Here is a 10,910-nt window from a genome sequence, read left to right on the forward strand (position 1 = left end):
GGACGATTGGTATAGAAAGGGTGTATAAGTAGTTAAGAATGAGGAATTAAGAGCAAAGGGTGAAGAGTTAAAAAGTGTTAATTAGGCGAAGGGTAAAGAGTGAAGAAACGAAAGGTTTAAAGTGAAAAGTGGATAGGAGGGCGAAGGTGATTTCAACTTCGCCAAAATCTCAAACGTTGGCAAAGTATGTGGGGATAGTAGATAATGTGAGTTTGAAGTAGAGATGTGAGGCTGTACCTCAGAAATTGAGCAAAATTGATTTCAAATTTAAAACAAAATCAAGGATGTGCCTTGTAAAATGGCTATTCAAGATTTCATCTTATACAGAAGGTCGTAGTACGGCAAACAGTTCTTTTTAGCCAAGAGAGTACTGCAAAGAGGGAGTGAATAAAGCGTTTTAATTGTATAGAAAAGATGTTTGTTAAAAAGCAAAAAAGCGAATGGTGTTTTTATATGAACAAAAAAAGTATTACTTTTGCCTCACGCAAAACAATTTATTGAGAATGAAAACAGAAGAAATTATAACCATTGCCAAACAAACTATCAGTGAAGAAGCTCAGGCAGTTGCTAAATTAGTAGACTATATAGATGACGATTTTACTAAATCGATGGAGTATATACTGCAATCGAAGGGGCGTGTGGTGATTACGGGTATCGGGAAGAGTGCTATTATTGCTAATAAAATAGTGGCAACAATGAATTCTACTGGTACGCCTGCTATCTTTATGCACGCTGCTGATGCGATTCACGGTGACTTGGGCATCATACAACAGGACGATGTGGTGATATGCATTTCAAAAAGTGGTAATACGCCCGAAATAAAAGTATTGGTACCATTGCTCAAACGCGGTAATAACAAATTGATAGCGATTACTTCTAACAGAAATTCGGTTTTAGCCCAACAGGCTGATAGTGTGCTTTACGCTCACGTAGAGAAAGAGGCTTGCCCTAATAACTTAGCTCCGACGACTAGCACTACCGCTCAGTTGGTTTTAGGTGATGCCTTAGCGGTGTGTTTGCTTGAAATGAAGCATTTTGGTAGCAGTGATTTTGCTAAATATCACCCCGGTGGAGCATTAGGGAAACGTTTGTATTTGAAAGTGGCTGACATTGTAGTGCACAACCAAAAACCTGAAGTGGCTCCGGATACTGATATTAAGAAGGTGATTGTGGAAATATCGGAAAAAATGTTGGGGGTAGCTGCTGTGATTGATAATGGACGAATTGTGGGGGTAGTGACTGATGGGGATATCCGCAGAATGCTCAGTAAAACGGATAGTATAAAAGGGTTGGTGGCTAAAGATATAATGAGTGCTAACCCTAAGACGATTGACTTGGAGAGTTTGGCTATTGATGCGTTACACCTAATGGAGAAGAATAAAATTACGCAGTTATTGGTAACGCGTGAAGGGCAATACGAGGGGATTATACACTTGCATAATTTGATACAAGAAGGTTTAATATAGATTTTAAGAAAGGTGAGAGAGCTGTGATAATTGTTCATTGTCAGGTATTTGGGCATTATTTTGTAAAAAATATTGCAGATTATTTGGTCAGGTAAAATAATTGTAGTACTTTTGCACCTCGAATTAAAAATTAATCATTTTATTTATGAATCAATACGAAACTGTTTTCATTTTGAATCCCGTTTTATCTGATACACAGATAAAGGAAGCAGTAGAAAAGTTTGAGAATTTTCTTACTTCAAGGGGTGCAGAATTTGTAGCAAAAGAGAATTGGGGCTTGAAGAAATTAGCTTACCCAATCCAGAACAAGAAAAGCGGATTTTACCACCTCTTCGAGTTTAAAGTAGCTGGTGAAGTAATTGATGCTTTTGAATTGGAATTCCGTCGTGATGAGCGCGTGATGCGTTACTTGACTGTGAAATTAGACAAGCACGCCATTGAGTGGGCTGAAAAGAGAAGAGCAAAGTTAAACACTAAAAAAGCGTAAGAAAATGGCAGTAGAACAAAAAAAAGGAGATATCAAATATCTTACTCCGCTAAACATCGACACTTCAAAACAAAAGAAATATTGTCGTTTTAAAAAATCAGGTATTAAATACATTGATTACAAAGATGCTGACTTCCTCTTGAAGTTTGTAAACGAACAAGGTAAGTTGTTACCTCGTCGTCTTACAGGTACTTCATTGAAGTTCCAACGCAAGGTGGCTACCGCTGTGAAGAGAGCACGCCACTTGGCATTAATGCCTTATGTAGCCGATTTATTAAAATAATAACAGGAGTAGAAACTATGGAAATTATACTAAAACAAGACGTACATAATTTAGGTTTTAAGGACGATGTCGTTACAGTAAAGAACGGCTACGGACGTAATTACCTCATTCCGCAAGGATTTGCAATTTTGGCTACTCCCTCAGCAAAAAAGGTATTAGCTGAAAATTTAAAACAGAAAGCTTACAAAGAGCAACATATTATTGATGAGGCTAAGAAAACAGCTCAAGCACTTTCGTCATTGGTGGTAAAAATTATTGCCAAAGTAGGTGCTGGAGATAAGCTTTTTGGGTCAATTAATAATGGTGATTTGGCACAAGAATTAGCCAAAGCGGGTCACGATATTGATAAGAAATTTATTTCTATCGCTGGTAACACTCTCAAACGTGCTGGGAAATACAATGCTTCTATCCGTTTACACCGTGAAGTAATTGTTGATTTTCCATTTGAAATTGTAGCAGAAGTAGCAAAAGTAGAGACAAAACCTGCAGAAAAGGCTGAAGAGCCCAAAGCGGAAATTGCTACTGAGCAACCTGCTGGAAACTAATAAATTATAAGGATTTAAATAGTTCATATCAATTATAATTTTTGATACCTATAAGGGAAATTTACCTTTGTAGGTATTTTTTTTACAATAAAATTTTTGTATATTAAAAATAATGTGTACTTTTGTACCAATTTTAGCAGAATCTCAAAAAATACTATGGAATCCAAAATTAATACAATAGGTCTAACAATATGGGGTTACAAGCAGGGATGCAAGGTGTTAGCCTCACAAGGAGTTAACTTTCAGCTGCAAGAAGTAAAGGACAGATTGAAAGATATCAGTGCCTTTATACGCATACACACCCCGCGTGTAGATTTTTACACATTGCAGTTTAGCAATAGTTACAAGATATACACACAATACCGTTCCTCAAAAGAAGTGAATGGACAAAGCGGTGTGTATATAGCCATTTCATTGTATATACCACATTTTTTACAATGGAGAGGGGTACGACAAGTATTGAACTTGTTAATGGATATGTACTTTGCAGAGCATATCAATTACGAGAACAATATTCCGTTACTCAATGAAAAAGAGGATATATTCCCATATTTTAATCTTCTGAGAGGGTATGAAAAGCAGTTGGTAGAGGAACCAGTAACGGCTTCTTTTGCATTAGACCAAAGCTATATGCCTAAGGTTTTCCCTTATATGGATATTTATGAGGTAGATAAATACTTCAATATGCCTTACCGTCCTGAGTTTGAGAAATACCAAGACCTTGTGTTCTTGCGCAAAGAATTTGTGGAAGACCCTCGAGCTTATAGTATTGACTTTCTCTTTCCAGAATACGCAATACCTAGAACAAGTACATCTACTTTCCAAACAACCAATGCAGGAGGAAGTAGTGGAGCTTCTCGGTTTGTGCCTTCTAATGCTAATATTAAGATATTAGCTTTTATGAAGAATGGTAAAGACGTGGGAGCTACCTATATGAACGAAGTCTTCTCGGACGATGATACTATTGAAGTACTTCTTGAAAAATCGAGATACCACGAGATGTTCTCTTATCACGATACGATTAAGAAAGCGATAAAAAGAGGTTATATCAAGAAAGTACAAAATAATTATACTTTTGATTTAATTCCTTTTGCTCCAAAAGAGTTTAAAGTGTACGTGGAAACTCCTCAACGAGAATTTGAGAAATACATTTCGTTCTTATCATTAGAGAGTACGACTTTTAAAGCTAAGCTATACTCTAATACAAAGGGATATTACTTTTTACTAAAAGGAGATGAGGCACGTAATGTATTCAACCTTAGTTACAATGGTATTGTTTTCAAGAGTAACTATATGGTAGATGATAGGGTGGCCTTATCAGTACCTTTTGAGAAGTATCAGTTTACGATTATTTCGAGCACTATAACTTCAGTATCTCTAAAAATCAACGGTATTGTATTCAGTAAAAACTTGCGCAGTGATTCGCCTGTAGAGATTGTTTTACCTGAGAACTTATACCATTTTGAGTTTGAAAATCAAGATACAGGAAGAGTTATTAGTATATCGAAGAGCGGAGAGGTTAATTTTGATAGAGCTAAAGGTGCTTACAATCCACAAATGATTGCCTCAGAGAGTCCTGAGTTTTCTAATGGTTTATCAGTAGTAAACAGAGGGGTTGCTACCACTGAACGAGGCGAAGCGATAGAGATGAACACTAAGTCTCGTGCGTTTTGGATAAAGATTGCTTCGGCTGTTGCTTTTGTTTTAATATTAGTAGGTGTAGGCTATTGGTTTATTTTCCCGATGCTTAAAAATCCTGTGAAGGCTTATGTAGCAATCAATTCGGAGAGTGAAATAGACGAAATGCACTTCTTAACCAATATAGATGAGCGCACTTACGAGATTGAGGATTCTTATATTAGGTTAAAAAAGAGCTTGCCTATCGTTGAGACAAAATTGGTTGTTAGCTTCAAAGAAGAGGGGAAAGACACCTTGTTATTAAGTGAAGAACAACTCAATAAGTTAGCTAAAATGGTGGAAGCAAATAGCAAAGATACTCTTAAAATAGATTTGATTTCACCTGCAATGGCATTTCTTTTGGATGTGAATAATTGGAAAGAAACTCACGCAGACCCTAAGGGAAGTCTTTTTATAGCAGAAGCCCAAAAGCGCAATTTCCTTACAGATAAATTACGACCTGAGTTTGAAAAAGCCGTATGGGAAAATTTCTTAAAGGATTTTGATTATTCTGCTTATAATAGTGAACAAGTAGATAGCCTTTTGCGTCCTTATTTAAAAGGAGGTAGTTCTGAATTGAAGTCTTATCAAACAGATTTGCAAAGAATAATTAGAGAAAGTAAAGCGCGTGACCAAGTGGAAGTGGCTGTAGAAAGACCTAAGAGAGAAGAGCAACCTGCTACCAAACCTGAAGCAACTGTTGTTAATAGAAATGAAACTACGGTAGGAAGAACACCTAAAACAGTTACTCCTTCTCACAATACTGAAAGACCTGTAACTATAAGTGAGCCACGTGATCCTAAAACAGTGAAACGAGGAGAGAATACTACTCGACCTATCGCTAAAAATGTATCGCTTACAGAAACCTTTGTTACAGATATGAAACGCTTTAATTCACAGGCTTGTTCTGAAGAAGTTGTAGATAGAGTGAAAATGAATTTAAAGCGTTTGGAAGGCAATGATTGGAGTGTGGTAATGTTTGAATTTAACCAAGGTAGAAGAGAGATAGAGGAACGTGCGAACCAATATAGTATGTTCTTCACAGCACTTAAAAATGGTACTTCTATTGACCAAGTTAAACCTTCTTACTTTGGAGGACAGACTAGCTTGATTAATTATCTTAAAAAAGGAACCAACTACGAATTGGTAAAAGGGAAGGCTAATCTCAAAACTTTTGCTGATATTCGCCAAGCTATTGTGAATATGGGGGTAGACCCCAAAACAATTCGCTAAGAGATATTGCCTTTTATCTTAAAATACTATACTTATGTTAGAAGTTTTCAACAACCTCGAAACTTTACTTAAAGGCTTTTGGTTAGTAACTATTCCCGTAACGGTGATATTTGTAGAACAATTATAATTATAAGATAAATAATAAAAACTAAGGCGTCATCAATTTGGTGACGCCTTAGTTTTTATTACGTATTGATAGACCGAATAGCTTGTTCTAAGTTCTTCGATAATCCAAACAGATAGTTGAACTGTTCTCCATAGAATTGTGTCTCTCGCATTGAGATAGGTGAAGAGGTATCTGTATTTTGAGGAGTGTCTATTATTTCTCTAATGGACTGATTGAATTGTTCAATAGGCGTTTTATAATCAGTTTGAGGAGTAGCCGTAGGTTCAACAAGTAACGTCAAACAGTGTTGCAAGGCTGCTATAAGACTCTCAATTGCCTCGTTAAATACCGCTTTAGGGAAGGTTACTTTCTTGCTGTTCAACCTAATGCCAAACGAAGCCACAGAGGCTAAGAAGGCTTGCTGTATCACGATAATCCCGTATACTGATGGATTTTTATACTGCATAAACTTCGGCTCTTGTAACATTCGTTGGAAGGTAGTATTTAGGTTTGAGAGTGCTAACACAGCTTCTTTGCGCGATACTTTATAGGCAGTGGTAATCCCTTCTCCGGTGTTAAAAATCTCCTTTACTTGCTGTAAGTAACCGATATTAGCTTTTACTGATTTGGTGACCGCTTCCCTATAAGTATTGTGTTCCCACGTGGGCAAAATGAGATAATTCCCTGCAAACGATAGCCCAACACCTATAACGGTATCCAATAGGCGGTCATAAATAAGGCTGTAAACATTAGGTGTAATCAGTGCAAAAATAAATATCGCACTGATAGTGATGAATATAGAGGCGTACATATAGTTCTCCTGAATCAACCCAAAAGCAATAGGCATACACAAAATAGCGACATAGAGGTACAAGCTAGGGTAGGGGAGTAGGTAAATTACTGCAAACGAGGCAACCCCACCAATCATAGTGCCATAAACCCTGCTGAGTGAGCGCTCTTGGGTAATCCCAAAACCAGGGCGCATAATAATGAAGATGGTAAGGATAATCCAGTAGGCATTGTTGATAGGGAATATATCACCTATGAGGTAACCCAAAAATACCACTATAGATAGACGCATTGCGTGCCTAAAAAAGGTAGATTTTAAAGATATATGGTCTTTGAGCCGTCGCCACGAGTAGTTTTGGTAACTCACAAACTTGCGATAAGTACTCTCATCGCGTACCCCTGCATCGTTGCTATAATAGTTCTCAAAAATATGTCGGATATTTTCAATAGAATGATATTGACTTTCTATATAAATATAAAAATTTCGCAACAGCAAAGCGCGTTCTTTATCTTCTTCCGATACTTCTGAAAGTGCTTTCAAGGCTTCGTTCTTCTCTTTGGTTTGCGTTAATAAGTCTTTTAAACAGTTGTCTAATTGTATCTTTTTGCGTGACCCAATGTATTCGGACATTTGTTGTAGCTGTCTCGATAGCTCTTTGAGGAAATCTACATAAGTTTGTAAATATTCACGATGCTCGGCAAAAGCCTTGTCCACTTTCTCATATTGTACGGGGTTGGCTAAAGCTAATTCGAAGATATCCACTAGCTCTATAAACATCAAAAATTGGCGTTGCAGGTAGTCGGTTTTACCTGATTTGCTCCGTGAATCAAGTACGGCTTCACGGAGCTTTTCATATTTTTCATTAAGGCTTGTTTGCAGGTTGATGAGCTTTTTGAGTCCTTCGCTTCTGTCTTTGGCGATGAGTAAGTCAGCTCTTACCGAAAAAAACTCTGCCGTAAGAGCAAAGCACTTCCCTAATAGCTGTTCACTGTACAAACGCGGACGTATTTTTAGGAATATATACACTAATACACTGTACCACAAACCTCCTAATAACACACAACCACTGTACAAAACAATACCCCACCCTGTTTGCAAGTGGGCTAAAGTAGAGGCTATCTCAAATAATCCCGCGAAAGCTACCATTGTAGCGCGATGTCCGTATAACGAAATATAAGCGTTTCCGAAGGTGAGTAGAAATATAGTAGGCAGTAATAAGTACTCGTAAGGAGCCGTGAGGTTTACCAAAGTAGAACTGATAGTTGCTAGTAATGTTGCTATGAAAAGACCACCATAGAGGTGTTTTTGATTCCCTGGAATATCGCTGGGCGAAATCGCAACAATACTCAAAGCTATAGGTATACCAATATCCATTAGGTCAAAGCAATAGCCCAACCCTAAGGGAATAAGCACCGCAATAGTTTTGAGGCACCCTTTGAAGAAAGAAAAACTTTTAAAGAATGATATGATGGAGGTATACATTTTTTACATATATTTGCGGGCAAAATTACAAAACTAATGGCAAATAACCATCTGATAACTGAAATATTAAAGGCAGGAAAGATAATTCTATACCCCACCGATACCATTTGGGGCTTGGGTTGTGATGCCACAAATCCTGAAGCGGTAGCTAAGATTTTCCAAATAAAACAACGCAGTGAGAGCAAAAGCCTCATCATTTTAGTGAGTGATACAGAGATGTTACAGCACTACGTAACAGATATACCTCCTAAGGTGCTCGCTTATCTTCAAACCTTGCAAGAACCTACCACTATTATTTATAGTCACCCTTTGCATTTGGCTAAGAATGTGATAGCTGCTGATAATACAGTAGCCATTAGGGTCGTGCAAGATGCGTTCTGCCAACAGATGATTGCCGATTTTGGCAAACCCATAGTCTCTACCTCTGCTAATATCAGTGGAGAGTCAACACCTTTGTATTACCAACTCATTAACCCCCAAATTATTGCGCAATCTGATTATGTAGTACCTTACCGTCAAGACGATACCCAAATAAAAAATCCCTCACGTCTGATTAGGTTTGATACAGACGGAGAGATTCAAATATTAAGATAAATAGTAAGTTACTCTACTATTTTCACAGCTGTTCCGTTATCTATATTAATTTGTCCACTGGTAATCACTTCTTCACCGCGAGTAAGTCCGCTAATGATTTCTACCTTATCACCAAAGTTGCGACCGCTTTTCACATTTGCCATTTCAGCTTTAAGCACCTCCTGACCTTTAGCATTTTTGCTACTTACTATTTTGAAAATTTTATTTTGGCTCACACTACCCACGAAAGCAGAATGAGGTACCACAAGAGCTGTAACCTCATCATTACCACTGCCGAACTGTGCAGTCGCATACATTCCCGCTTTTAGCTTTTTGTCTTTGTTGGCTACCAATATTTCTACGGGGAATTTGAGAGCTCCATTAGATTTCGGTGCGATAAAAGTAATCTTTCCGTCTACTAATTCTGAGGAAGTACTAGGTTTTATTTTGATGACTTCACCCACTTTTAGTTCTCCTACTTGACTTTCATCTACGGTAATTTTCAACTTCAAATTGTCGATATTTACCACGTTGAATAACGTCTGTCCGGCACTTACAAGAGTTCCTTCTTCTACCTCTTTGCTAGTTACAATCCCGTTGATTTTACTACGTACCGCTGTATCACCCGATACAATAGCTGCCGAATTGTAGTTCGCTTGGGCGTTTTTGAGTTGCAAGCGCGCTTGTTCCAATTGTTGAGCGGTAACTCCTCCTGTTTGATAAGCACTTTCAAAGCGCTTTAAATCCGATTTTGCAGTTTCGAGTACCGCTTTGGCATTGTCTAACTGCACATTAGTTCTGTCGGCTTTTGTTTGCGCCAATACTTGTCCTGCTCTCACAAAATCACCCTCTTTTACATAAATTTTTATGACTTGTCCTCCTACTTCTGAAGATACATTCAGGTCTTGTTCGGCTACAAAAGTACCGTTAGCCGTAAAAAGGTCGGCTACTTTTTCTTCTGTTACTTTGGCAGCACGTACGGCTACTTGGGCTTCTTTTTGGGCTACAATAGCCACCTCTTCAGCATTTTTCTGTTTGTTAGAATATAGGCGGAATCCCATTAATCCTACAAGGACTATTATGATAACTGTAGTAATTATTTTTTTCATTTTTCTTAAATTACTGTATTAAGTGTTCTAAATCGGGGGCAAAGGTATAACAAAAAACTTAATAAACAAAAAAAGTTTCCATATTTTTACCTTCATTCACTTTTTTCTCATTCTTCATTGGGTTGTTTTATTTGCTATTAAATGAAGTGAACGCTCACTCTATCAAGGTAATTGATATCTAATAAAGAAGAAGCTCCCCCTACCGTATGAGTATCACTTTTGTAAACACTACACTGCAAATAGTCGAGGTCGTTAAACAGAAGCATTCGTTTTCCATCGGGAGCGCGAAGGTCAAGAGGAACACTAAAATCAATAAATTCGCTGTATTGGTTATAAATCTTTTTGAAGGTATACATATTAAAGATAACCTCAAAAGCTCTATCCTGCCTTATTTCTTCAAATAATTTCCTACTGATATTGCTTACCGCATTGCCATAGTGGTCAATATAAATAATCGTACCGTAAACGAAACGTTTATCAGCAGATATCTCTGGTTTAAAATGAGTAGCCTCTAAATACGTATCGGTTTTCTTGCCTATTTTGTTAAGAGGGATATTTTCATATATTTTCTGGGCAATCAAAGGGAATGAATACAGCGTAGGAAAAAGTTCAGTGCTTTGTTTCCCTTTTATTTCGTACAGTTCAGCGTTCTTTTTATCTTCTGCTAAAAGATGAAAAATACCGTTATCAGCCCCGATAAAATAATGCCCGTTCAGTTTCATTACCATATGCCTTTTCTCAGGAGTGCGCTCCGCATCTACCCCTATGATATGTATACTTCCTTTTGGGTAATGTACGTAAGCATTCTTTAAGATGAAGGCAGCTTGAAACACATCAAAAGGTGATATCAAATGCGAGATATCTACCACGCAAGCTTCGGGGCACTTACTATAAATAGCACCCTTTACAGCTCCCACCGAGTAATCTCGTAAACCAAAATCAGTAGTTAATGTAATGATTTTCATTCCTTTTGTTATAATGATATCAAGTTTAAAACAGCATAAATATATAAGTATGAAGTTAACATACCTCCTTTAAATCTGCAATAATCAATCCTTAAGCTTCCCTCCATTATCCTTCATCATTTCTTCGTCATTTGTTTGCCCTTCCTTCGTTATTTATTTATCTGCCCGTGCGGCTCGCACCGTCATTTGTTCGT

9 protein-coding genes are annotated in these 10,910 nt (G+C 37.5%); 6 read left to right on the plus strand and 3 right to left on the minus strand.

The genetic code is table 11. The features are described 5' to 3' along the window. The first annotated feature begins 503 nt into the window (after nt 1–503). The 5 genes from HMPREF9078_RS03660 (at nt 504) to HMPREF9078_RS03680 (ending at nt 5,691) form a co-directional block, all read left to right on the plus strand. Entirely contained in the window at nt 504–1,466 is a 963-nt protein-coding gene (locus HMPREF9078_RS03660; protein WP_009410800.1) for an SIS domain-containing protein, read from the plus strand. 145 nt (nt 1,467–1,611) lie between these two features. Continuing rightward, on the plus strand, nt 1,612–1,953 hold the full coding sequence (gene rpsF, locus HMPREF9078_RS03665) for a 30S ribosomal protein S6 (RefSeq protein ID WP_002671370.1): 342 nt from the start codon (nt 1,612–1,614) through the stop codon (nt 1,951–1,953). A 4-nt stretch (nt 1,954–1,957) separates the two neighbouring features. Beyond that, complete coding sequence (gene rpsR / locus HMPREF9078_RS03670) at nt 1,958–2,236, plus strand: 30S ribosomal protein S18 (protein ID WP_002671374.1); 279 nt, start codon at nt 1,958–1,960, stop codon at nt 2,234–2,236. Between the two features lie 17 nt (nt 2,237–2,253). Continuing rightward, nucleotides 2,254–2,781 (plus strand): 50S ribosomal protein L9, encoded by a 528-nt coding sequence (gene rplI, locus HMPREF9078_RS03675; RefSeq protein ID WP_009419399.1) that lies wholly within the window; start codon nt 2,254–2,256, stop codon nt 2,779–2,781. Between the two features lie 156 nt (nt 2,782–2,937). After that, the gene (locus HMPREF9078_RS03680; RefSeq protein WP_009419400.1) at nt 2,938–5,691 is read left to right on the plus strand and encodes a hypothetical protein; all 2,754 of its coding nucleotides are present in this window, start codon (nt 2,938–2,940) and stop codon (nt 5,689–5,691) included. A gap of 185 nt (nt 5,692–5,876) precedes the next feature. On the opposite strand, the gene HMPREF9078_RS03685 is transcribed toward HMPREF9078_RS03680, so the two are convergent. After that, nucleotides 5,877–8,069 (minus strand): FUSC family membrane protein, encoded by a 2,193-nt coding sequence (locus HMPREF9078_RS03685; protein ID WP_009419401.1) that lies wholly within the window; start codon nt 8,067–8,069, stop codon nt 5,877–5,879. Between the two features lie 36 nt (nt 8,070–8,105). Between HMPREF9078_RS03685 and HMPREF9078_RS03690 the strand changes: the two genes are divergently transcribed. Continuing rightward, nucleotides 8,106–8,663 carry an L-threonylcarbamoyladenylate synthase gene (locus HMPREF9078_RS03690; RefSeq protein ID WP_009419402.1) on the plus strand — a complete coding sequence of 186 codons (558 nt, stop codon included), beginning with the start codon at nt 8,106–8,108 and terminating at the stop codon, nt 8,661–8,663. A gap of 8 nt (nt 8,664–8,671) precedes the next feature. On the opposite strand, the gene HMPREF9078_RS03695 is transcribed toward HMPREF9078_RS03690, so the two are convergent. Further along, the gene (locus HMPREF9078_RS03695; protein ID WP_009419403.1) at nt 8,672–9,751 is read right to left on the minus strand and encodes an efflux RND transporter periplasmic adaptor subunit; all 1,080 of its coding nucleotides are present in this window, start codon (nt 9,749–9,751) and stop codon (nt 8,672–8,674) included. A 137-nt stretch (nt 9,752–9,888) separates the two neighbouring features. After that, on the minus strand, nt 9,889–10,716 hold the full coding sequence (locus HMPREF9078_RS03700; RefSeq protein WP_009419404.1) for an S-adenosyl-l-methionine hydroxide adenosyltransferase family protein: 828 nt from the start codon (nt 10,714–10,716) through the stop codon (nt 9,889–9,891). Nucleotides 10,717–10,910: the final 194 nt, after the last annotated feature.

This window comes from Capnocytophaga sp. oral taxon 380 str. F0488 (assembly GCF_000318255.2).
Lineage (GTDB): Bacteria > Bacteroidota > Bacteroidia > Flavobacteriales > Flavobacteriaceae > Capnocytophaga > Capnocytophaga ochracea.

Bases quoted from the DNA above. Each gene is read 5' to 3' on its own strand.
- rplI (WP_009419399.1), top strand. From the start codon at position 2,254: ATGGAAATTATACTAAAACAAGACGTACATAATTTAGGTTTTAAGGAC.
- HMPREF9078_RS03700 (WP_009419404.1), bottom strand. From the start codon at position 10,716: ATGAAAATCATTACATTAACTACTGATTTTGGTTTACGAGATTACTCG.
- rpsR (WP_002671374.1), top strand. From the start codon at position 1,958: ATGGCAGTAGAACAAAAAAAAGGAGATATCAAATATCTTACTCCGCTA.
- rpsF (WP_002671370.1), top strand. From the start codon at position 1,612: ATGAATCAATACGAAACTGTTTTCATTTTGAATCCCGTTTTATCTGAT.
- HMPREF9078_RS03660 (WP_009410800.1), top strand. From the start codon at position 504: ATGAAAACAGAAGAAATTATAACCATTGCCAAACAAACTATCAGTGAA.
- HMPREF9078_RS03690 (WP_009419402.1), top strand. From the start codon at position 8,106: ATGGCAAATAACCATCTGATAACTGAAATATTAAAGGCAGGAAAGATA.
- HMPREF9078_RS03680 (WP_009419400.1), top strand. From the start codon at position 2,938: ATGGAATCCAAAATTAATACAATAGGTCTAACAATATGGGGTTACAAG.
- HMPREF9078_RS03695 (WP_009419403.1), bottom strand. From the start codon at position 9,751: ATGAAAAAAATAATTACTACAGTTATCATAATAGTCCTTGTAGGATTA.
- HMPREF9078_RS03685 (WP_009419401.1), bottom strand. From the start codon at position 8,069: ATGTATACCTCCATCATATCATTCTTTAAAAGTTTTTCTTTCTTCAAA.